Source organism: Acidovorax sp. NPDC077693, assembly GCF_044542805.1.
In the GTDB taxonomy this organism is placed as follows: Bacteria; Pseudomonadota; Gammaproteobacteria; order Burkholderiales; family Burkholderiaceae_C; genus Acidovorax.
Genome location: NZ_JBITVD010000008.1, coordinates 52,557 through 72,443 on the forward strand (window position 1 = coordinate 52,557; position 19,887 = coordinate 72,443).

Below are 19,887 nucleotides of genomic sequence, written 5' to 3' on the forward strand. Positions count from 1 at the left end.
TTACAATCTGCCCATGTCCGCTGTCACCCTCACGCCCCGCGCCCTCTATGAAGAAGTTGCTGAGCAACTGCGCCAGCGCATCTTCCGGCGCGAGCTGGAGCCCGGCAGCTGGATCGACGAGCTCAAGATCGCCGAGGAGTTCGGCATCAGCCGCACCCCCCTGCGCGAGGCATTGAAGGTGCTGGCCGCCGAGGGCCTGGTCACGATGAAGGTGCGCCGTGGCGCCTATGTGACCGAGATGAGCGAGAAGGATCTGCGCGACGTGTACCACCTGCTGAGCCTGCTGGAGAGCGATGCCGCCGGCGTGGTGGCCACCAGTGCCGACCCGGCGCAACTGCAGGCACTGCAGGACCTGCACGCCGAGCTGGAGGCCGCCGCCACCGAGCGCGAGCGCTTCTTTGCCGTCAACGAGCGTTTTCACATGCTGCTGCTGGAGCTGGCCGACAACCGCTGGCGCAGCCAGATGGTGGCCGACCTGCGCAAGGTGATGAAGCTCAACCGCCACAACTCGCTGTTCAAGCAAGGGCGTATCGAGGATTCGCTGAACGAGCACCGCGCCATCCTGGCCGCCATGGTGGCCCGCGATGCCAAGGCGACCATGAAGGCCATGCAGGCCCACTTTGCGCACGGGCTGGAAGCCGCGACCTGAATTGATCCACCCTCCTGCCCCGCCGGCAATGCAACCCCGGCTATGGGCCGCGGCGCATCAGCCCGCCATCTCCACCCTATTGCGCCCCGCGGCCTTGGCGATGTAAAGCGCCTCGTCCGCGCGGCGCAGCAAGTCGCTGAAGCTGCGGTCGCCCTCGCCCGCAGCGGCCACGCCCATCGACACGGTCATCGGGATCAGCGCGCCGCTCGCATGCAGCGGCTCCCGGGCCACCAGCGCACGCAGACGCTCGCCAGCGGTCAGCGCGGCGGCAGCGTCCAGCCCATCCCACAGCACCACGAACTCCTCGCCGCCATGGCGCGCCGCCAGGTCGCTGCCGCGGCACGCGGCGCGCAGGTGCTCGGCCACATGGCGCAACGCCACGTCGCCCACCTCGTGGCCATGGCGGTCATTCACTTGCTTGAAGTGGTCGATGTCGATCACAGCCAGCGCCAGGCTGCGCCCCTGCGGGTGCTGCCGCTCGGCAAACCGCCGCTCTCCCACCGTGACCAGCGTGCGCCGGTTGGGCAGGCCGGTCAGGTAGTCGGTGGACGCCGCCAGTTCCCATTGCCGGCCGATGCGTTCGGAGCACATCATCAAGAAGGCCGTGGTGCCCACCACGGGCAGCAGCGCCGTGACCATGGGGCTGGCGATGTTGATCCAGGCCCCGTCGCCGGTGATGTCGAACGACGGGCTGACGCCGCGCCCCACGAAATACGCCGCCCGGAACACCATGAACCCCGCCACCAGGGCGAACAGGCCGGCCACCACGCGGCGGCTGTGCACGCCATCGGGCGCCTTCTGCGAGACCAGCAGCATGAAGCTTGCGAGCAGCAGGAAGGTGCAGCAGGCCGACAGGATGAACACGCGCATCCGGGTGTCGGGCGCAACCACGGCAAACCACAGGATGCCGATGAACCCGACCAGCGCCGGGGCAAAAAGCCAGCGTGGGTCGGGCAAGCCGTAGAACTGGCGCAGTGCGCGCAGGTAGCCCGTGCAGCCCAGCATGACCAGGCCGTTGGCCAGTGGCGACGCCAAGCCCAGCGGCATCTGGTACTGGAACGCGTACAGCACAGCGCTGCCCGCCAGCAGCAGCGTTGCGGTGCGCCAGGTCTCGGTACACGGGCGCAGCGCCGCGGGAAAGTCCTTGCGCATCAGGCCCAGCACCCACCCGTTGGCCAGCATCATCAGCATGACAACAATGAAGATGGTGACGGGATCCATGGCGATGACGGGGGATGTGGGCAGGGTGCTGTGGCGTCGGATACCAATGGGCGGGCGGTCAACGTCGTGGCGGCCCGGTGGCGGTGGCGCCCAAGGTGGGGCATTGTGGCCGACCCAGGCCCAGGCCACCACAGGCATTGGCGCGTGTCCCAGGGGCCCGAGGGCTATGCCGCCACACGGCGGAGCGGCATGAGTGTGACCAGACGCACGTCTGCCCGCGTCTTAGCACGCTTGCACGGAGCCACTGGTTTAGTAGCTCTGGCCCTGTGCGGCGGCACACCATGCTGCGGTCAGCCCGGCCGATCATTCCGAGAATCGGAACGCACCATTTGCAACACAAGAGCGGTCGGCAAAGGCGTTTTACCCGGGTGTGGTGGGTATGATCCCGCGGGTTTTCACCGAGGCGGTGCGTTTTTGACGTGCGCCGCCTTCACCGCAGGTTCCATGGTTTCCATTCCTTCCGATATCGCCAGCGTCCAGACGCTGCCGCAGCTTCTGGCCTACCGCGCAGCGCGCACTCCCGACGCAGAGGCCTACCGCGCCTTCGACAACCCCACCCAGACCTGGACCAGCCTGTCGTGGTCAGACACCGCCCAGCGCGTCGACCAGTGGGCCCACGCCCTGGCGGCCATGCAGTTGCCCCCGGCTGCGCGCGTGGCCATCCTGCTGCCCAACGGCCTGAACGCCATGTGCGCAGACCAGTCCACGCTGGCCACGGGCGGCGTACCTGTGCCGCTGCACGCCATCGACAACCCCGGCAGCATTGCCTACATCCTGTCGGACTGCGAAGCCTCGATGCTGATCGTGGGCCAGGCCGAGCAGTGGGCCAAGGTGCAGGCCGTGGGTACGCCGTTTCCGGCACTGCGGGCCGTGGTCATTGCCGACGACGACGCCGCGGCCATCGCGGCCCTGCCACCCACCCAGGGCGGGCCCATCGTCGGGTCGCTGGCGCAGTGGCTGGCCGGTGCGCAACAGGCCGCCGCGCCCGCCGCATGGACGCCCCCTACCGAAGACGACCTGGCCGCCATCGTCTACACCTCTGGCACCACCGGCAAGCCCAAGGGCGTGATGCTGACCCACCGCAATGTGGTGAGCGACGTGAAAGCCGTGCTCGAGCGCATCGCGCCCACGGTGGACGATGTGTTTTTGTCGTTCCTTCCGCTGTCGCACACCTTCGAACGCACGGGCGGCTACTACCTGCCGATTGCCGCAGGCAGCTGCGTGGCCTATTCGCGGTCGGTGGGGCAGTTGGGCGAAGACCTCAAGACCGTGCGCCCCACGGTGCTGGTGTCGGTGCCGCGCATCTACGAGCGCATCCACGCCAAGCTGCTCGAAAAGCTGTCGCCATCGCCCTGGAAGATGCAGCTGTACGAGGCCGCCCAGCACAAGGGCTGGACGCAGTTTTGCGCCACGCAGGCCCTGGCCGCGCCGGCGGCCGACGAGGGCCGGGCCGCCGGCTGGATGGCCGCCCTGCCCTGGCCGCTGCTGCAGATGTTGGTGGCCAAGCCGCTGCTCGCGCAATTCGGCGGGCGCGTGCGCGTGGCCGTGAGCGGCGGCGCACCGCTGTCGCCCACCATTGCCAAGTGCTTTCTGGGCCTGGGCCTGCCGCTCATCCAGGGCTACGGCATGACCGAGACCGCGCCCGTGGTGTCGGTGAACTCGCTGGATGACAACGACCCGGCCTGCGTGGGCAAGGCCCTGCCGGGCGTGGAGGTGCGCATCGGCGAGAACCGCGAGTTGCAGGTGCGCGGCCCCATCGTGATGAAGGGCTACTGGAAGCGGCCCGAAGACACCGCCCGCATCCTGAGCGCCGACGGCTGGCTGGGCACGGGCGACCAGGCCGACATCGTGGGCGGTCGCATTTACATCAAGGGCCGCATCAAGGAGATCATCGTCACCTCCACCGGCGAAAAGGTGCCACCCGGCGACCTGGAACTGGCCCTGCTGGCCGACCCGCTGCTGGAGCAGGCCTTTGTCGTGGGCGAAAACCGCCCGTTCATCGCCTGCGTGGCGGTGCTCAATGCGGGTGAATGGCAGCGGCTGGCGGCTGACCTGGGCCTGTCTGCGCAAGATGCCGACAGCCTGAACCACCCGAGCGTGCACCGCGCGGTGCTGGCCCGCATCGAGAAGAACACGGCCAGCTTTGCCCGCTACGCCGTGCCACGCGCCGTGCACTGCACGCTGGAGCCGTGGACGATCGAAAACACCTTCATGACACCCACGCTCAAGCTCAAGCGCAACAACCTGATGGCGCATTTTGCGCAGGCGATTGACGGGATGTACCAGAAGCCGGGTGGGCGCTAGCCTGCAGCGCCGGCCTGCCATTGCGGCAGGTATTGCGCCACCATCGCCTCCACCACTTCGGCCTGCAGGGCATCGCGTCGGCGCTTGAGCGGGTCGCGATCGCCCTGCCCGCTCATCCATCGCTTGAAACGCGCGAATGCCAGGGGATGCAGGGTGTTCATGCGAGCCATGGCTCCGCTGGAAGCAACCACCACCGCGCTGAACGGCGGCGCGTCCATCAGCACATGGGCCTTGCGGGCCTGGGTCACCCAGAAGTCGTCTTCATCGTCGCTCATGCGGATGGGGTGCGGATCTTCTCCCTGCTGTTCACGCCGCAAGATATCCACTTCAAAGCCGTCCTGGTTGACGGCGGTGTATTTGTCCAGGTCCTTGAGGCGAAAGGTTTTGTCCACCTTTCGGAGCAGGCCGATCATCGAACTGTCCACGCGCGCCAGGGCTGTCGCAAAGTGCAGTCGCCTGCGCACATCCCACAGCAGATCTATGTCTCGGGTCGCCACTGCATCGTCGTCGACGACCACGCCGGCAGTCGCTTCGTAGGCATACAGGGCGTGGGTTCCCACCACCCGAAAGAACTCGCTCAGCCCCGATGAAGCCATGCGGTCGAGCACCTTGACCACGATAGGGTCCACGCGGCCCACCCGCAGAGCGCGATTCATGCGCTCGTGCTCCTTGCGCTTTTCTGCCAGCGCGGTCAGGCGGTCTTGCGCCAGCTGTTTGCGCTCCAGAAAGCGGGCATAGGCGCGCTCTGTCTCGGGTGTTTTGGGCCCCAGGCTTTTTTCCGCGCCCTTGGGGCTGGTTCGCACCAGGTAGACAGCCTCCGGAGCCGCTGGCGGCCCCTTGTGCCAGTACATGCCGCCACGCACTTGCGATGCTTCACGCTCGGCCTCTTCCCAGGCTTCGAACACGGAAACCGCATCGATGTACTGACGGGCGACGTTAGGACGGATTTCGCGCATTCGGTATAAATTTCAAAAACACAAAAATATACCGAATTCCCAATTAAATCAATAGTTTATTGATGATTCAATTCGGCAGAAACTGCTGAAGGGAGCATCAAAAGCCCGCCTTCGGCATACGCCATCCCGAACCGATTCGCCAAGAAATCCCCCAGCCGCACCGCCTCTTGCCCCACAAACCCGCGCTGCGGCAGCCGCCCCTGCGCCACCAGATCCAGCGCCGTGCAAATGCCCGCGGCCGTGGTGAGCTGGATCGCGCTCAACCTGTGCCCCGCCACCTCCGTGCCCACGATGCGGGCCGAATACGAGTCCTGGACCAGCCGCCCGCCGCGCGTGCCTGCCGCCGTGGCAAAGATGACGATCACATCCTGGTCGGTGGTGGGCACCGCCGTTTCCAGGATGTCTTTCAAGAGGTCTCGCCGCTCGCGCAGGCGCAGGTCGTTGAGCAGCAGCTTCAAGATGGCGCAGTGGCCGGGGTAGCGGATGGACTGGTAGTCCACCTGGCGCGCCTGGCCCGCCAGTGTTTCGGTCAGCGTACCCAGGCCGCCCGAGGTGTTGAAGGCCTCGTATTCGACGCCATCCAACGCAAAAGTCTCCAGCCCTTCCAGCGCCGGCACGGTGGTGCGCACACCGTCCACAATGGCTTCGCAGGGGTTGCAGTACTCGTTGATCAGGCCTTCGGTGCTCCAGGTCAAGTTGTAGCGCAAGGCACCCTGCGGATAGCGCGGCAGTGCCCCCACGCGCATGCGCAGCGTGTGCAGGGTGTCGAAGCGGCGGGCCAGGTCGTTGCCCACGATGCCGATGAACCCCGGCGCCAGGCCGCACTGGGGCATGAGCACGCTGCCTGCGCCACCAGCCGCCAGCGCGCGGATGGCCTGGGTGCTCTGCACGTCTTCGGTCAGGTCGAAGTAGTGCACCCCGGCCTCCACGCACAGGGTGGCCACCGTCACGGCGCGGTGAAAAGGCAGCGCGTTCAGCACCGCGAAGCGGCCTGCAATGGCGGCCTCCAGACTGGCGTCATCGGCAGTCAGCCGCGTAGCGATACCGAGGGCGGCTACCTCGGCCAGGCGCACGGGGTCGCGGTCTGCCACTTCGATGTCGTAGTCGCCAGACTGCTGCAACAGCAATGCCATGGCAAAACCGATGTGACCGGCGCCCAATATGGTGACGGCAAGACGCCCTGCGGACGGATGGCGGGGTGTTGGGAGAGACGTGGATTTCATGGTGTGCTCCTGGTGGGATGGCTGCCGGCGGCATGCCGGGCCATCGAATGCAGATGCAGTGATGCTAGGCGGGACAACTGACAATGTGTAGCAGACAAAACGTCGAAAAGCTCTGTGCAATTGGTCATATCGGCGATTACCATCGCCATCATGATTTTTTGACCGACAAAGGCGCTGCATGACCCCCTTGGACGACACGGACCGCCAGTTGTTGAGCCTGCTGCAAACCAACGCCCGCGAGGGCACGGCGACCCTGGCGCGCAAGCTGGGCCTGGCGCGCACCACGGTGGTGGCGCGCATTGCCCGCCTGGAGCGCTCTGGCGTGGTGGCGGGCTATGGGGTGCGCCTGGGGCCACAGCTGGAGGCCCTGGCCGTGCGGGCATGGTGCTCCCTGAGCGTCTTGCCCAGGACCGCACCGGCCGTGCTGCGCGCGCTGCAGGCCATGCCCGAGGTGGAAGAGGTCTCGGCCGTGAGCGGGCCGTTCGACTACCTGGTGTTTCTGCGCTGCACCAGCCACGAGCAACTCGACAGCCTGCTCGACCGACTGGGCCAGCTCGACGGGGTGCACCAGACGCAGACCAGCATCGTGCTCAGCCGCAAGATCGACCGGCGCAGCGTGGGGTGATACCCCTCGCAGACGCGCCTCCAGCCTGGTATCTGAATTGCTACAAATACAGTAGCGTCTGGCGCTTTCCTATCAAGCGGTAGGGGCGGTTTTTACCTTCAATTTACTCACGCATCGAACTGCGTGGGGTTCTTGCCCTGGATGGGCGCGTAAAACGCCTTGATGCTCGCCATGTCGCGCTCCACATCGCCTGTGGGTTCGAACACCGGCCCCAGTCCGCCCACCTTGCGGCCGTAGTCCACAAAGGCCAGCACGATGGGCACGCCGGCCTGCTGAGCGATGTAGTAAAAACCCGTCTTCCAGTGCCGCGTCTTGCCGCGCGTGCCCTCGGGCGGCACGATGAGCTGCATGGGCCCGTCAGCATCCCGCATGGCCTGGGCCGAGCTGGCCACCAGGTTGTTCGCCTGATTCCGATTCACCGGAATGCCGCCCAGCCAGCGCATCACGCCGCCAAACGGCGCCCTGAACAGGCTCTGCTTGCCCATCCAGTACACCCGCAGCCGCAGCGAAAACGCGAGCATCAGCGTGAACGGCAGGTCCCAGTTGCTGGTGTGCGGCGCGGCGATCAGCACGCTTTTGGCGGCGTGGGCGGGCAAGGCGCCCTCCACCCGCCAACCCATCAGGCGCAAGGTGGCGCGCGACAGGGCGCGCAGCAGGGTGTTGACAACCGGCGTGTCAAAAATCGTGTGGTGCATGGGGGAACAAGCGGCAGACGGGGCCTGACACGAACGGCCACACAGGCCATCGGTCGGGCATCAGAAAAGCGCCGCGAGTATCGCCGATGCCGCCTTGGCCCTGCCTTGCGGCAGGACAAGTCACGGCGCCGCTCCAAGGGCAGGCGCGCCATACGCTACTGATTTGATAGCTGGTAGCGCTTGCCTATCAAGCGGTAGCACCCATTTTTCTCATATCCACAGGCTGGCGCGGCTCGCACGCGGGTGGGATAATCGCGCCCTCCTTCCCCCTGCAGCTCCTCTCGCGCCCCATCTTTGCGCCTCGCTGCAGCCCTCACTTGTCTTCCCTTGATCTCCCTTGCCTTCTTTGCCTGCCGTGGAATCCCCTGCTTTGAGCCCCTGGCGCATGTCCGTCGCGCCCATGCTCGATTGGATGGCGTCTTAGAAAATCGTCGATAAATCAACGTGTTGCAGCGATGTTTTTGGTGTCGTTGCATTTTCGTTGCACTGGAAGTGCAAAAAAGCGCTTGAGTTCGGGGCCGAATTGCACTTTCTCCAGAACGTCGGCAGCGCCTGAAGCGTCGGCGGCGGTGCCAGTCCAGCACGCCCATGGCTGACTTGACTGTACGGCTGATATCCGTATGATCACATGCCTGTACTAGGAGAACCGACATGGGCGCGCTCGCACTCAAAGATGCTCGCATGGAGCTCAAGACCACCAAGGAAGCCAAGGAGCTGCTGAGCAAGGCCGCCGTCCTGGGCGGCATGGACCTGTCGTCCTTCATGCTGTCGACCGCCATGGAAAAGGCGCGCGAGATCCTGCTCGACCACACCTCCATCCAGCTCTCGGTGCAGGGGCAGGCGCAGCTGGCCGCCGTGCTGCAGAAGCCGGTGGCTCCGACCGAGGCCATGAAGGAACTGCGCCGCACGCCCCGCTTGGAAGTGCGTGAATGAGTTTTTTCATCACGCGCTTCGATCCGGGGGCGAAGTATGGGGGTTACAACCAGTTCGATTGCCAGCACACCGTCATCAACAAGTTCGTCAAGGGCTCGCTCAAGAAACAAGTCAAGCAAGGCCTGAGCGTGGCCTACGCGCTGCTGGAGGAGGATGGCTCCACGCAGCGATTCGCCGGCTTCTTCACGATCGCCAGCCACACCATTGCGTTGTCGGCGCTTGGCGCCCTGCAGCGTGGCGGGCTCCCCAAAACCATTCCCTGTGTGCGCTTGATCATGCTCGGCGTTCACCATGCCGATGCAGGCCAGGGGCTTGGCTTGCAGCTCATGAACCATGCGCTGGACATCGTGAAGGCTGGGGCGCAGAGCATCGGGAGTTACGGCCTGTACCTGGATGCCGACGCGGGAGCGTTCGGCTTCTATCAGAAGCTGGGCTTTGTGCCGCTGGAGGGCGACAAGAGCCCCGCGCCGTCGCCCATGTTCTTGCCCATGTCGGCGATTCCCTGAGTCAGGCGGGTTACAGCGGCCTGAGGGTCTACTGTTCTGTGGGCCAGCTCACGGTCGGCAACTTCGCCTGTCGCAAGAAGCTCGGATACTGTGCAAAAACTACATGAATCTGGGGAGGCGAATGGTACGCATACGTCGGCTGGAAATCCGCAACTTTCGATCGATCAAGTCGCTCGAATGGGCACCCTCGGCAGGTATCAACTGCCTCATCGGGCCGGGAGACAGTGGCAAGTCGAGCATCCTGGATGCCATCGATCTATGCCTGGGCGCGCGGCGCACCGTGGGCTTCGCCGACACGGACTTCTATGGGCTTGTCGTCACCGAGCCCATCGTTATCGCGGTGACCTTGGGCGGGCTTCCGGACGAATTGTTGAGCCTGGAAGGCTACGGCGAGTTCCTGCGGGGCTTTGACGCAGCAACCGGGCAGATTGAACCCGAACCCAGGGCTGACATTGAGACTGCGTTGACACTGCGTCTCGAGGTAGGGGCGGATCTGGAGCCGTCGTGGCTGCTGTACTCAGAGAGGGCGCAAGAGCAAGGGCTGGAGCGTGGCCTTACCTGGAAGCATCGTGCCGGGATCGCCCCCGCGCGCATCGGTAACTACGCGAGCTCCCATCTGTCCTGGAGCCGCAACTCCGTACTCAACAGGCTGACTGACGAGCGCCCCGATCTCGGAGCAGAATTGGCTCGTGCAGCGCGGGACGCGAGGACAGGGTTTGGCAACCAGGCCGGTGTTCAGCTAGCAGAGACCCTTCAGGTCGTGACGCGTACCGCCACGGCGTTGGGTGTGCCCGTGGGTCAGGCGCAGGCCATGCTGGACGCGCACGCCGTCTCCATTGGCGATGGTGCCATCGCGCTGCACAGCCAGACCGGCATCCCGCTGCGCTCACTGGGGACGGGATCGGCACGGCTGCTCATGGCCGGGTTACAGCGCGAGGCCGCTCAGGCGGCCACCATCGCACTCGTGGACGAAGTCGAATTCGGACTTGAGCCCCACCGGCTCAAGCGCTTGCTGGATTCCTTGGGAGCCAAGGATGCGAACCTGCCCCTTCAGGTATTCATGACCACGCACTCGCCCGTTGCGCTGCGCGAGCTTACCGGGAACCAGTTGTTCATCGTTCGGTGCGAAGGCGATCGCCATGTAGTTCGCGCCGCAGGCGTGACCGATCAGGTGCAAGGCATCTTGCGCACGGATCCGGAAGCCTTCCTGGCGAAGTCCATCCTGGTCTGCGAAGGGGCCAGTGAGATCGGACTGGCGCGGGGCCTCGATCAGTACGGCGTGGAGGATCACAACCAGACCTCGTTCTTCGCGCTCGGTGGCGCATACGTCAACGCCGGTGGCAGCACGCCGGACCTGTGCCTGGACAAGGCGCTTGTCTTGCGCAGGCTGGGCTACAACGTGACTGCATTCATCGATGCGGATAAGGCGCCGACGCCGGCGCTCCTTGCGACGCTTGCCGCTGAGGGCGTTGGCCTGCTCACTTGGCGGCCAGGCAGAGCGTTGGAGGATGAACTGTTCATCTGCATGACGGACGCTGCGATCGATGTCTTGCTGAGCTACGCCATCGAACGCATCGGCCGCGAAGACGTGGCCGAGCACATTCGGTCCAAGTCCGAGGGCCAGCGTACCCTCGAAGCCATTGAAGCTGAGAGAGCAGCGCAGGGCGTCTATCCGGTGGCAACACGCGAGCTTTTGGGCCGCGCAGCGCGGGTCAGTAAGAACGGCTGGTTCAAGTCTGTGTCCGCCTATCAACATGTCGGCCGCAGGATCGTGGGACCGCAATGGCAAAACGCGGAAGCCGGATTCGTCGATGTGCTGAATCGGCTGTGGACATGGACCCATGCCGCCTGAACTCGATCTGCTCACGATTGCGCGGGGGTCAGTCACCGCGCCAGCGGGTTGCGGCAAGACGCAACTGATCGCCGATACGCTGGCCGCGCACACGGGCAGCAAGCCCATCCTGGTCTTGACGCACACCAATGCCGGTGTCGCGGCATTGCGAGCGCGCTTGTCCAGGGCGGCTATCCCCAGCTCGGCCTACCGAATCTCGACCATCGACGGGTTCGCGATGAGACTTGCCGCGAAGTTTCCGCTGCGCAGTGGCCTTCCCGCTCAGACGCTAGAACTCGCCAATCCACGCCAAGACTATCCGGCGATTCGAGAAGCAGCGGCCAACCTGCTGCAGGCTGGACACATCAACGCGCCACTGCAGGCCACCTACGCAAAGCTCCTGGTCGATGAATACCAGGACTGCAATGTCGCACAACACCGCTTGGTGGCCTGGGCGGCGGTGATCCTGCCGACATGCGTACTCGGCGATCCTATGCAGGCTATCTTTGGGTTCGCCGGCAATCGCCTCGTCAACTGGCAAGCCGACGTCGAGACGCAGTTCCCTGCTGTTGGCGTGCTGCAGACACCGTGGCGGTGGCGGCTGGCAGGCACCGAGGATCTGGGGCAATGGCTGCTGAACGCGCGGATGCTGCTTCAAACCGGACAGTCTGTGGACCTGCAGGGAGCGCCGGCCGCAGTGCAATGGGTGCGGCTGGATGCGGCGACGGCCGAAGAGCAACGCCGGGCCGCGGCGAGGACGCGCGGGCGCACCGCGCAGGACAGCGTGCTCATCATCGGCGACGCGATGAACGTCCGCGGGCGCTACCAGTTGACCAGCCAGACGCCAGGTGCGACGGTTGTCGAACGCGTCGATCTCGTCGAGCTCATCCAGTTCGCACGGACGTTTGACCCGGCAGGCGCCAATCCACTTGGACAGGTGGTCGAGTTCGCCGCGAGCCTGATGACCGGTGTCGGCGCGACCGCGCTATTGCAACGCGTGCAGGTTTTGCAGCATGGCAGGCCGCGCAATCCACCGACGCCGATCGAAGCCGCAGCCGTGGCGTTCGCGCGTGGCCCTAGTGTTGCCGAGGCCTCTCGTCTGTTGCAGACCTTTGCCCGGCAAGCTGGAGCCCATGTCTACCGTCCCGAAGTCCTGCGTTGCTGCCTGGCAGCGATGCAGGCAGCCGCTGGTGGTGCATGCACCTTGCACGCCGCAGCACTTCAGGCGCGTGAGCGGCAACGCCATATGAGTCGTTCAGTCTCACGACGGGCCGTTGGCAGCACCCTGTTGCTCAAGGGACTGGAGGCCGACGTGGCGGTCGTTCTCGAGCCGCAGGCCATGACGGCCCAACACCTCTATGTTGCGCTAACGCGAGGTGCACGCCAGGTCGTTGTGTGTTCGCCTACCAGCGCACTTACGCCGCGCGCGGGCGAATGAAGTCGTGAAGCGGATGTGCAGCATTGGTGCGCGGGCCGTCTTTGGGGACGATAGGACAGGTTACCGATCCTTGGCACACTGTGGTTGCCAGAAGGTCAGCTGCTTTTCCTCGTCACGAGGACTCAATCGTGTCGAGCGCGCGCAACGCGTCCACCCAGCCCCGCCCCATCACACTTGGCATCGCTTCCACGTCTCCTCAGCCTGTTCCCTGGCCTTGTCGATCAGCTTCGCCAGATCGCCGACATGGATGACGTAGGGCGCCTTCTGGGACTTATTGAGCCGGAACACGGGAAGGGGCAGTTCGCCTTGTGCCGCCTGCCGCATGGCCTCCTGCCGGCTTAGCCCGAGGTAGTCGACGCAGATGCGATCCAGCGACACGGTGGGGCCATCAAAGACGGCCATGAGTGCGAACGCGGTATTCACAGTGCCACCCCCGGCAGCGCTGCGTTCATCAGCGTGAAGGTGGCAGCTGCGCGTGCGAACAGCATTTCCTGGTGTTCAGGGCCCCCGACTTCGCGCGCCTTTTCGTCCAGTAGCAGAAGTTGGCCGTGGAACTGCGCGAGCAGGTTGAACTGGGCCTCGTTGTGGTGATCGACGCCACCGGCCGCGTGGTCGAGCAGTCGGCTCAGTGTCCATTCAAGGCGACGCTCCACCTCGGCCTGAAGGTTTTCAGCGCGTGTTTTCTCAGGCGTGATGAAACCCTGGCGATGTGACTCGGGCACCGAGTTGTCGCACGATTCGCAGACGGGGAACTGTGCTGCCGTGAAAGTATGGTTGGTGGCGCTGCCGGATTTCTGGCAATCGTGCATGGTGATCGAAGGTTCGAAATCCCCGAGGGGAAAGAACCGGGTCACCGTTCGTCGCAACTTAGCGCTCCTGGTCCCCCTACCCAGAATTAGGGGACACGAACCGGATCTACTGATGTCCGACCGTCCATTGCCCCGGGAGATCTTGTTCGCCGGGCTCCGTCATGGATCAGGAGGCTACCCCTGATGTCGTCAGTGCACTGGTCAGTCCTTTTGCTACCTGCTGCGATCCGTGCACCCACATTGCCGCATCAGGTTCTTTTTCGCTCAAGGACGTCGTCAGTATCTGGATACACCGCACCACTGGTCAAGAAATCGCGTGTCAGCGCGATTTAGGTTGATGTATTTTCGCAACGTGAATTGGGAGCTAACTGGAGGGGTTCCGAGTCAGCTCCGAGGCTTGGCGCTATGGCCTGAGTTAACGACAAGCCCCCGGCAACGTCATGCCAGCACGGAGAGCATGTGCCACGCGAACCGCTCCAGCGATGTCGCCCGACCCGGCCAGCAGTGACGACAAAAGTCCCTGCGCCTTGGCCGCGATCTTTTGCTCGCTAAAGCCTGAGCGGTAAACGAGCAGGTTGCCGTCGGGCGTCACATAGCGCAGCCAATAGCCCCATCCGCGTTTCTTGTACGGATGGATCTCTTCGCCCTCGAACATTACATCTCCGGGGAAAAGCTCCTCATCGCCCCTGAGCAGGTAGGGGCCGGGAAGGCTGGAGGCGCTCATCACGTTGGATGGTAGGGGGAGCGGGGTGTGGGCGCGAATGATCTTTGACCAGTATTTGCAGCGGTAGTCGGATGGCACGACGCGCACGGAAACGCTAGTGGAGGATTGGATTTCGGATTGTTCAGTCATGGTGATCGATCGGATGTATTGCCTACACGCACGTACCCGCCGTGAGGAAGGACGCGCATGAACGTGTGTCGTTGGGACTGGGCTCAACGACGGTTGCGGGGACCGATTACCGCTTCGCCATCCGGCCAGCCGAACCCGGGGGGTCAGCCGCGCCGCCAACGTTGCGTTGGCGGTAGTAGTTTTATGACGTTGCAGGATATCTTGCTATTGATCCGATATCTTCAAGGCCTCAAAACAGATATTGTTTGAGAAAGATTAGGGCCGTTGCATGCAACAAAATATATTTTGATCAGAGCTAAATGTATTTCGGTCGCAGCTAAGAATCGAATGAATCCCACCTATCTCGTGGTGTTGCATATGTGCAACAATGCATTGGCGTCTTTACATTAACAAGTCGATGGAATGGCAGATACACCATAAACCATTGAGCAACATCACATATTTTCTTGTAAGTCGTTGAGTCGCTTCGGATAACCCGCCTTTGAGCGACTCAAGAATTTTTGATAAATCAAGAAATTGGGTTGCTTTGGGTGTCCCGGAAAATCATTGATCCCGTTCAGGACGGTCGGCAGACTTCCGTTTATCGATTGCATTTGGCAGTCGTGCAACAGGATCAATTCGATGAACTTCTCACCTGAAAGGCGAGGCTGGACCCCGCCTTCCGCCCCCAAGGGCACATGGCTTTCCGCTGCGCACTTGACGATCTTTTGGACGCCGCTCTGGTGTATCCAAAATGCGCTGAAACCCGCACGTCGAGCGGCTGAATCCGTATTCCTTCCCACTTCAACGATTCAAGCATTCGAGGACTCAAGGCTTCCATTTTTCCAAGCATCAATTGCTCATAGGACAGAAGTCAGCGCACATCTTTTTTCGCGACCCACCACAAAGGAAGCGACAAGCAGGGCGACGAAGGGCGCAGTGGCATGACGGCAGCCAAAACGCCAGATGAAGTCGCACAAGTGTGGGAAGACGAGTCAGACGACCGGGTCTACTTCCAGATTTCCAAGTCAGGCCTGCAGCACGTGATGCGAACCGCCAGTGCCAGAGCGGCCGCGGTGTATGTCGCACTCGCGGCAGGTGTCGACCACACGAACGCCAGATATCCAAGGGCATGCACCCACGGCGCCAAAGCCGTCGAGGGGCGTACCGGGCTGAGTCGCAAGAGCAGCGTGCCCGAACTCATGGAAGAACTCCTAAGCGTTAATGCGCTCCAGCGGCCACCCACGGTTGCTGACTTGGAAGGGGCAAGCGCAAAGACCGCCGGGCATGCCGTCACCTGGTTGGTCGATCCCCAGCGCATCGACGACCTCGTCGACATCGACCAGCGCTTCCTGGACCCGTACCACGGAGCGGAGAAGCGTCCTGTCCGGCGAAGTGTTCAGGGTGTGAATTCGGACTTCATGCGCCTGATGCACGCCCAGGCCGGCCGTAGAGGGGGGCGGCCCTTCACTGACGCCCTACTGCTGTACTGCGCCTTGCTGCAGCACTTCGATCTGGAGCGCCATGCCGGTGTCGATCCCCGGGTCGCCCACAGCCTCATGTCGCCGATCAGCGGGGATGGGCCGATCGGCGATCTCGAACATGTCATGCCTTTGTTCCGCAACGATGGGCATTGTTTGGTCCTGGTCCAGGAGACCGGTTTTCCTCGCATCAGTGCTGGGTATGCGCACGTGCTGTTCAAAGACCTGCCCAGCCGTCGTGAAGAGGCGTCAGAAGAAAGGGCTGCCGCTGCACTGGACGTGTTGAGATCACTTGGACTGGTAAGCGCCGTACATGTGTTGTGGACCGCATCGCCTTTCACGGAACGCGACAGTGCGCCCCGGGCCACGCTGTATGTCAAAGGCGGCAGCACCTTCACGGACGGCCGGCACCTCCAGCACGAGATCGATGCTGTGGTGAAGGCCACCGACACCATCGACGGCCGCGCGCTGTATCCCAGGAAAGCCGAGGACTGCAAATCTGCGTTCTCCGGAAGCGGGATCTACCGGTACATCCTGCACGAAGACGAGGTCCAGGCATCGGTCGTGTTGACACAGCTGCGTCTCAAACACGTCGCCGATTCCGATTCGCACCGCGCCGGGCTCGTTGTCGAAGGTCTGCGTCGAGACGAATATCTGGATTACCTCCGGTCCATGGAGGTGGCATGACCTGCATCCGGAATCACCTGTCTGGCCAGGCACTGTCCCGACCAGCTTTCGTCGCATCACGGCAGGTGCGGCTGTGCCCGCGATTCCTCGTGATGCCAGGCTCGTCCCGTGGACCACCAGACGCGGGCTCCATCAAATCGTCCGAAAGCCATAACACGGCATAACGCATAACGCATAACGGCCCATAACGCCGGACCACCAACAACCCATAACGTCATCGTTATGAAATCAGAAAGAAAGTACGACATGACTCAACTCAACCTCACCAAAGTCGCTGCCGCCATTCGACAAGTCGAGGAAAACGGGCAGAAGGCGACGGTACGCGTGGTCAGCAAATTCCTGAAGGCAGACACCAACAAAGTGAATGAACTCATGGGAGTTTTGAGGAACGCCCAACAAGCGATGATCGACAGCAAAGCGGAGCTGGACCCGGATTTTGCGAAGGTGCTCGTCGTGCACATCGAGCAGGCGAAAACGAAAGCCAGTCAGCAGGCTGAGCTGCGCGCCCAGGCGGCGGAAGAGACGCTCAACGCGCTCGTCACCCATGTACAGGAGTTGGACGCGACACTGGTTGCCAACGATGAGGAATTGGCTGCGGCGCAGGCTTCGCTGCTCCATTGCAAGGGGCAACTGCAGGAGTGCGTTCGTGAGGTCGACGAAGTGCGCCGCGATTGCGCTGGCAAAACCACCGACGCCGATGCTCGAACGTCCCAGGCACTTGCTGAGGTCCAGTCACTGCGTCTCCGTCTCGACCGCGCAAACCTGCTTCTGAGCACGATGCCCCGGCTCGAAGCTGCTCTGGAAGAAGCCCAGCAACTCGCGAAAGCCGGGCAGGAAGAACTCGCGCAAGCCCGGCAAGCGGCAGCCGTGGCAGACGCACTGGTGCAGCAGCTGACGGAACGCGCGCGAGAGGCCGCCATGCTCGAGCACAGGACGGAGGCGCAACGCCAGCGTCTGCAGGACGAGCTGGAGAAGGCAACTGCCGCCGAGCGGCTGACACGGCAGGAGGAGCGGCAGCTCTCCGCCAAGGTTTCCTCCCTGGAAGCGCGCTGTGCCGAACAGGTGGTGGAGATCGCCAAGTTGCGCGAGGCGCAGAACGATGCCAGTGATGCCACATCGGCGTCTGTTCCATCGCCGAGCGACCCGCGTCGCGCTGCCTGACCCGGCGAGGCTAAGTGCGGGCGCCCCTGCCGAGCCTCCTGGTCCGCGATGACCCTGCCCAGTTCGCGTAGCGTCCTGGGCACGTAGAGCTTGATGCCTTGCCGCGCGAGCTCTTTTTCGCATGTGGGAACCCGACCGGCTTCGGCGGGTTCGCATCGCTGGGCCTGCGGCGTCGCGCAGGGCGTGTTCAGGAGCCGCACGCTTATGCCGCCGGCTGGCGATGCGGTGATCGCCATCTGGTCGGACTTTCCCCAGCCGGGCTCAGGCTTTTGCGTCCAGACTGCGCCAGTCAAGCGGGCTAGCCGGCTCTGTCGCTCAGCTAGCCGAAGCCTGTGAAGGCGTCGCTTACAAACCAGACTTCCAGCTCATCGCTGAACTGGAACTAAGAGGCGCTAACACAAGTTATCTACGAAGCGTAAATTGATGATCGCAGCGGCTTGAGAGCAGGGTCTTGTGAATGCCCAAGTCTGCGGTTGGAACGCCAGCGCTGCTGGACTGGGAAGGACATTAACCTGACCGGGAATACCTGGGGCGAAAAGCAGCGACAAGACCGGCGCAGGTAAGTGAAGGCTACTACTACCGTTGCAACGGTCCTAGCGTACGATTTTTCCATTTTCGGAGACGCCCTCAAGCAGCAGTTCGGCTACGCCAACAGGCGTAATCGAGACTTGACCAAGGACATCGCGCGGCTGACGATGCTGTTCGCGCTAAGCAATCTGAAAAATGTTGCTAAGCCAGAGTTTGGCAGCGCGGGGGGAGTGCGTCTGCGATGCGGCTGAAGGCTGCAGCAGGCGCTGAATCCATAGCCTGCTGCGCTTTGACCGGCACTCCGGCCATTGCGACCAGGGCTATCTCACCGACACGCTCAGGTAGGGTTTTGCAGTCCGTCCCAAGGCCGAACGTCAGCAGGATAAAGATGAGGAATAGGCCTCCCGGTCGGCGACTCGTTTGAACACTAGCGGGAATGAGAACGGGCCGAGCCCCTTAGGGGCTCAGAGCAATCATGTGACCGCGAGTGAACGGATATTACCTAAGGAAAGGTAATTGCCCGATATAGTCCATCTTCCCGATCCGAACACCCTTGTGTCGGAGAATTGCGTATGCCGTTACCATATGAAAGTAGAAGTTCGGGACTCCATGTTGGTAAAAATAGTCCTTGCCCAGAAAAGCGCCTGACCAGCCCGGAGGAGCGACGATTCTTTGTTCCCAGCCGGAGAAGTCGCTTTCTTTCACCCCACTGACATACGTGATCGTCTTTTCAATAAGGGCTTTGAGTTCCGGGACAGTATTCTCAGCGTCCTCGAAGACTGGAGCGGATTTGCCAGTCAGAACTGAGGTAGCGAGCCTGGCCGTATCACACGCCATCTGAACCTGGCTGGTCAGTGGCAGCATATCTGGTGCGAGACGGGAGTTGAGGAGAACTTCCGGCTCGAGGCCATTCGCCTCGGCGTGCTTTTGTGCCTTATCCAGGAGACGGGAAAGGTTGCTTAGCATTTTGGTGAATTGCGTAATTTGCGAGTACATCTTGAGTATCCTATGTTAGGTTGCCGCTTGGATTGTTATCTCGAGTGAACGCATGCGCTTGCTGAGGTCGAAGATGTCGGAGACGATCAGTAACTCATCGGCCTTCGTGTCGGCTACAAGCTGGTTGAGGCCATTGCGAACAGTCTCGGCGCTGCCCACAACGCTGCAGCTCAGCATCTGTTCAGTTTGAGCTTTCTCCCGAGGGGTCCAGTAGGCCTCAATATCTGCTACGGGTGGTTTGAGCAGGCTTGGCATGCCCCGGAACATATCGGCAAAGGTCATCTGCTGGGAAGTCGCAAGAACACGAGCCTCGGCGTCCGTTTCTGCGGCGACCACATTCACCCCGATCATGGCAAAGGGCTTCTGTAACTGCTCTGAGGGCTGGAAATTGGTTCGGTAGACTTCAAGAGCCTGATAAAGCGCCTGAGGGGAAAACTGCGATCCGAAGGCATAGGGAAGACCAAGCGCGGCGGCTAGTTGCGCTCCGAACAGACTCGATCCTAAAATCCACAGCGGCACGTTGGTCCCGGAGCCGGGGACTGCTTCAATTTGCTGCGTTTCGCCCTTTGGGGCGAGAAACGCCTGTAGTTCGAGGACGTCCTGGGGAAAGTTTTCCGCGTTGCTGGGATCCCGCCGTAGCGCGCGCAACGTCATCTGGTCGGTGCCAGGGGCGCGTCCGAGCCCAAGATCGATACGGCCGGGATACAGGGTTTCCAGAGTCCCGAAATGTTCTGCGACGACGTAAGGGGCATGGTTGGGAAGCATCACGCCGCCAGCACCTACGCGGATCGTGGTTGTACCAGCTGCGATATGAGACAACACGACTGAAGTCGCTGCCGTGCTTACCGCCGGCGAGTTATGATGCTCGGCCACCCAGATGCGGCGGAAACCCAACCGCTCGGCATGCTGGGCAAGTGTGCGGGCGTTATCGAGCGCCGTGCGGCGATCGGATCCTTGGCGAACGCGTCCCAGTTCCAGAATGGATAACGGAATCATCTTTTGGGGCTCGTCT

18 protein-coding genes are annotated in these 19,887 nt (G+C 62.7%); 9 read left to right on the top strand and 9 right to left on the bottom strand.

Annotated elements, in window-relative coordinates; all coding sequences use genetic code 11:
* Window positions 1-13 precede the first annotated feature (13 nt).
* Window positions 14-649: a GntR family transcriptional regulator gene (locus ACIGHN_RS12650; RefSeq protein WP_056166040.1), complete on the top strand. Its 636-nt coding sequence runs from the start codon at window positions 14-16 to the stop codon at window positions 647-649.
* 57 nt (window positions 650-706) lie between these two features.
* Here ACIGHN_RS12650 and ACIGHN_RS12655 read toward each other — a convergent pair whose 3' ends face one another.
* On the bottom strand, window positions 707-1,870 hold the full coding sequence (locus ACIGHN_RS12655) for a diguanylate cyclase (RefSeq protein ID WP_056166036.1): 1,164 nt from the start codon (window positions 1,868-1,870) through the stop codon (window positions 707-709).
* A 444-nt stretch (window positions 1,871-2,314) separates the two neighbouring features.
* Here ACIGHN_RS12655 and ACIGHN_RS12660 point away from each other — a divergent pair, with 444 nt between their 5' ends.
* Window positions 2,315-4,174 (top strand): AMP-dependent synthetase/ligase, encoded by a 1,860-nt coding sequence (locus ACIGHN_RS12660; protein ID WP_396504628.1) that lies wholly within the window; start codon window positions 2,315-2,317, stop codon window positions 4,172-4,174.
* Here ACIGHN_RS12660 and ACIGHN_RS12665 read toward each other — a convergent pair.
* Window positions 4,171-5,130, bottom strand: coding sequence for a GSU2403 family nucleotidyltransferase fold protein (locus tag ACIGHN_RS12665; protein ID WP_396504629.1), 960 nt, complete (start codon window positions 5,128-5,130; stop codon window positions 4,171-4,173). The two genes, ACIGHN_RS12660 and ACIGHN_RS12665, sit on opposite strands and share 4 nt — an antisense overlap.
* Window positions 5,131-5,186: 56 nt before the next feature.
* Window positions 5,187-6,353 carry a saccharopine dehydrogenase NADP-binding domain-containing protein gene (locus tag ACIGHN_RS12670; protein ID WP_396504630.1) on the bottom strand — a complete coding sequence of 389 codons (1,167 nt, stop codon included), beginning with the start codon at window positions 6,351-6,353 and terminating at the stop codon, window positions 5,187-5,189.
* A gap of 178 nt (window positions 6,354-6,531) precedes the next feature.
* On the opposite strand from ACIGHN_RS12670, the gene ACIGHN_RS12675 reads away from it, so the two are divergent.
* Window positions 6,532-6,978, top strand: a complete 447-nt coding sequence (locus tag ACIGHN_RS12675) for an Lrp/AsnC family transcriptional regulator (RefSeq protein WP_396504631.1) — start codon at window positions 6,532-6,534, stop codon at window positions 6,976-6,978.
* A gap of 107 nt (window positions 6,979-7,085) precedes the next feature.
* Here ACIGHN_RS12675 and ACIGHN_RS12680 read toward each other — a convergent pair whose 3' ends face one another.
* Window positions 7,086-7,673, bottom strand: a complete 588-nt coding sequence (locus tag ACIGHN_RS12680; protein ID WP_396504632.1) for a lysophospholipid acyltransferase family protein — start codon at window positions 7,671-7,673, stop codon at window positions 7,086-7,088.
* 651 nt (window positions 7,674-8,324) lie between these two features.
* Between ACIGHN_RS12680 and ACIGHN_RS12685 the strand changes: the two genes are divergently transcribed.
* The 4 genes from ACIGHN_RS12685 (at window position 8,325) to ACIGHN_RS12700 (ending at window position 12,381) form a co-directional block, all read left to right on the top strand.
* A complete protein-coding gene (locus ACIGHN_RS12685; RefSeq protein ID WP_396504633.1) occupies window positions 8,325-8,606 on the top strand; it encodes a DUF1778 domain-containing protein in 282 nt (93 codons plus the stop codon).
* On the top strand, window positions 8,603-9,112 hold the full coding sequence (locus tag ACIGHN_RS12690; RefSeq protein WP_396504634.1) for a GNAT family N-acetyltransferase: 510 nt from the start codon (window positions 8,603-8,605) through the stop codon (window positions 9,110-9,112). Before ACIGHN_RS12685 ends, ACIGHN_RS12690 begins: the two co-directional genes overlap by 4 nt.
* 121 nt (window positions 9,113-9,233) lie before the next feature.
* The gene (locus tag ACIGHN_RS12695; RefSeq protein WP_396504635.1) at window positions 9,234-10,964 is read left to right on the top strand and encodes an ATP-dependent nuclease; all 1,731 of its coding nucleotides are present in this window, start codon (window positions 9,234-9,236) and stop codon (window positions 10,962-10,964) included.
* The gene (locus tag ACIGHN_RS12700; RefSeq protein ID WP_396504636.1) at window positions 10,954-12,381 is read left to right on the top strand and encodes a UvrD-helicase domain-containing protein; all 1,428 of its coding nucleotides are present in this window, start codon (window positions 10,954-10,956) and stop codon (window positions 12,379-12,381) included. Before ACIGHN_RS12695 ends, ACIGHN_RS12700 begins: the two co-directional genes overlap by 11 nt.
* A 168-nt stretch (window positions 12,382-12,549) precedes the next feature.
* Here the strand turns inward: ACIGHN_RS12700 and ACIGHN_RS12705 are convergent, their stop codons facing one another.
* The 3 genes from ACIGHN_RS12705 to ACIGHN_RS12715 form a co-directional block, all read right to left on the bottom strand.
* Window positions 12,550-12,804, bottom strand: coding sequence for a pyocin activator PrtN family protein (locus ACIGHN_RS12705; RefSeq protein ID WP_205737214.1), 255 nt, complete (start codon window positions 12,802-12,804; stop codon window positions 12,550-12,552).
* Entirely contained in the window at window positions 12,801-13,190 is a 390-nt protein-coding gene (locus ACIGHN_RS12710; RefSeq protein ID WP_396504637.1) for a hypothetical protein, read from the bottom strand. The genes ACIGHN_RS12705 and ACIGHN_RS12710 overlap by 4 nt, the downstream gene beginning before the upstream one ends.
* A gap of 415 nt (window positions 13,191-13,605) precedes the next feature.
* Window positions 13,606-14,043, bottom strand: coding sequence for a hypothetical protein (locus ACIGHN_RS12715; protein ID WP_396504638.1), 438 nt, complete (start codon window positions 14,041-14,043; stop codon window positions 13,606-13,608).
* Window positions 14,044-14,966: 923 nt separating this feature from the next.
* On the opposite strand from ACIGHN_RS12715, the gene ACIGHN_RS12720 reads away from it, so the two are divergent.
* Window positions 14,967-16,190, top strand: coding sequence for a hypothetical protein (locus tag ACIGHN_RS12720; RefSeq protein WP_396504639.1), 1,224 nt, complete (start codon window positions 14,967-14,969; stop codon window positions 16,188-16,190).
* Window positions 16,191-16,436: 246 nt separating this feature from the next.
* Window positions 16,437-17,351, top strand: a complete 915-nt coding sequence (locus tag ACIGHN_RS12725) for a hypothetical protein (RefSeq protein ID WP_396504640.1) — start codon at window positions 16,437-16,439, stop codon at window positions 17,349-17,351.
* A gap of 1,026 nt (window positions 17,352-18,377) precedes the next feature.
* Here the strand turns inward: ACIGHN_RS12725 and ACIGHN_RS12730 are convergent.
* Window positions 18,378-18,875 (bottom strand): DUF1993 family protein, encoded by a 498-nt coding sequence (locus tag ACIGHN_RS12730; RefSeq protein ID WP_396504641.1) that lies wholly within the window; start codon window positions 18,873-18,875, stop codon window positions 18,378-18,380.
* A gap of 15 nt (window positions 18,876-18,890) precedes the next feature.
* Window positions 18,891-19,871 (bottom strand): LLM class flavin-dependent oxidoreductase, encoded by a 981-nt coding sequence (locus ACIGHN_RS12735; protein ID WP_396504642.1) that lies wholly within the window; start codon window positions 19,869-19,871, stop codon window positions 18,891-18,893.
* Between the last annotated feature and the right edge of the window lie 16 nt (window positions 19,872-19,887).

Bases quoted from the DNA above. Each gene is read 5' to 3' on its own strand.
- ACIGHN_RS12670 (WP_396504630.1), bottom strand. From the start codon at position 6,353: ATGAAATCCACGTCTCTCCCAACACCCCGCCATCCGTCCGCAGGGCGT.
- ACIGHN_RS12680 (WP_396504632.1), bottom strand. From the start codon at position 7,673: ATGCACCACACGATTTTTGACACGCCGGTTGTCAACACCCTGCTGCGC.
- ACIGHN_RS12725 (WP_396504640.1), top strand. From the start codon at position 16,437: ATGACTCAACTCAACCTCACCAAAGTCGCTGCCGCCATTCGACAAGTC.
- ACIGHN_RS12690 (WP_396504634.1), top strand. From the start codon at position 8,603: ATGAGTTTTTTCATCACGCGCTTCGATCCGGGGGCGAAGTATGGGGGT.
- ACIGHN_RS12695 (WP_396504635.1), top strand. From the start codon at position 9,234: ATGGTACGCATACGTCGGCTGGAAATCCGCAACTTTCGATCGATCAAG.
- ACIGHN_RS12710 (WP_396504637.1), bottom strand. From the start codon at position 13,190: ATGCACGATTGCCAGAAATCCGGCAGCGCCACCAACCATACTTTCACG.
- ACIGHN_RS12675 (WP_396504631.1), top strand. From the start codon at position 6,532: ATGACCCCCTTGGACGACACGGACCGCCAGTTGTTGAGCCTGCTGCAA.
- ACIGHN_RS12685 (WP_396504633.1), top strand. From the start codon at position 8,325: ATGGGCGCGCTCGCACTCAAAGATGCTCGCATGGAGCTCAAGACCACC.
- ACIGHN_RS12655 (WP_056166036.1), bottom strand. From the start codon at position 1,870: ATGGATCCCGTCACCATCTTCATTGTTGTCATGCTGATGATGCTGGCC.
- ACIGHN_RS12665 (WP_396504629.1), bottom strand. From the start codon at position 5,130: ATGCGCGAAATCCGTCCTAACGTCGCCCGTCAGTACATCGATGCGGTT.
- ACIGHN_RS12660 (WP_396504628.1), top strand. From the start codon at position 2,315: ATGGTTTCCATTCCTTCCGATATCGCCAGCGTCCAGACGCTGCCGCAG.
- ACIGHN_RS12700 (WP_396504636.1), top strand. From the start codon at position 10,954: ATGCCGCCTGAACTCGATCTGCTCACGATTGCGCGGGGGTCAGTCACC.
- ACIGHN_RS12650 (WP_056166040.1), top strand. From the start codon at position 14: ATGTCCGCTGTCACCCTCACGCCCCGCGCCCTCTATGAAGAAGTTGCT.
- ACIGHN_RS12715 (WP_396504638.1), bottom strand. From the start codon at position 14,043: ATGACTGAACAATCCGAAATCCAATCCTCCACTAGCGTTTCCGTGCGC.
- ACIGHN_RS12730 (WP_396504641.1), bottom strand. From the start codon at position 18,875: ATGTACTCGCAAATTACGCAATTCACCAAAATGCTAAGCAACCTTTCC.
- ACIGHN_RS12735 (WP_396504642.1), bottom strand. From the start codon at position 19,871: ATGATTCCGTTATCCATTCTGGAACTGGGACGCGTTCGCCAAGGATCC.
- ACIGHN_RS12720 (WP_396504639.1), top strand. From the start codon at position 14,967: ATGACGGCAGCCAAAACGCCAGATGAAGTCGCACAAGTGTGGGAAGAC.